At 77.5% G+C, this 1,100-nt stretch carries 1 pseudogene; it reads left to right on the top strand.

The features are described 5' to 3' along the window. A pseudogene (locus E1300_RS51210) lies at positions 1-1,100 on the top strand (type VII secretion protein EccC); the annotation flags it as partial.

A 1,100-nucleotide genomic window follows, 5' to 3' on the forward strand; every position in this document is an offset into this window, starting at 1 on the left:
CTCGGTGGCCGCGGGGCTCGGCGCGATCGCGCTGCTGCTCACCGCGGAGAGCGTCACCCGGACGCGGGCCGCCGCGATCGCCCTGGTCGCGCTCGCGGTCGCCGGTGTCCTGTCCGGCCAGGCCGGCCGCGCGCGCGGCGAGCGCCGCTCCCGGCTCGCGGCGGAGCGTCAGGACTATCTGCGCTATCTCGCGTACGTGGACGAGCGGCTCGGCGCGAACGCGCGGGCGCAGCGGGCGGCGCTGCTGTGGCCGCATCCCCGGCCCGCCGCGCTGTACGCCGTGGTGATGGGCGACCGGCTGTGGGAGCGACGGTCCTCCGACGCCGACTTCTCCCAGGCCCGCATCGGGGTGGGCGAGCAGCGGCCGCTGGTCCCCGCGATCCCGCCGGAGACGCCGCCGCCGGAGGACCTGGACCCGGTCGGCGCGGAGGCGCTGCGACGGCTCCTCCGCGCGCACGCGGTCCTTCCTGACCTGCCGGTCGCGGTGCGGCTCGAATCGTTCGCGCGGGTGCTGGTGACGGGCGATCCGGAGGCCGCGCGCGGGCTGGTCCGCGCGATGGTCGCGCAGCTCGCCGCTTTCCACGCGCCGCACGACCTGCGGATCAGCGTGTGCGCCTCGCCCGTCCAGGCCCCCGGGTGGGACTGGGTGAAGTGGCTGCCGCACACGCTGCACCCGGTCGAGCAGGACGCGCTCGGGCCCGCCCGGCTGTTCGCGTACGACCTGCGCGACCTCGAACGGATGCTGGAGCCGGAGCTCGCCGGGCGTCCCCGGTTCTCCCCGTCGCATCCGCGGAACCCGGGCGAGCCCCTGCACGTGGTGGTCGTGGACGGCGTCGCGGGCGCGGCGGAGTCGGAGCTGCTGGCCGACGGGGTGGCCGGGGTCTGCGTCGTCGACCTCACCGACGCGATGGCCATGCCGTTGACGGAGGACGCGCACCAGTTGCGGCTGGACGTGACCCCCGAGGGGTTCCGGGTGACCGAGCCGGACGAGCCCGCCGAGCGGGCGGCCTTCGCGGGCACGCCCGACGCCCTGCCGGTCCGGCAGGCGGAGGCGCTGGCCCGGCAGCTCGCGCCGCTGCGCACCGGGCCGTCCCGCCTCG

This window comes from Actinomadura fibrosa (assembly GCF_900659615.1).
In the GTDB taxonomy this organism is placed as follows: domain Bacteria; phylum Actinomycetota; class Actinomycetes; order Streptosporangiales; family Streptosporangiaceae; genus Spirillospora; species Spirillospora fibrosa.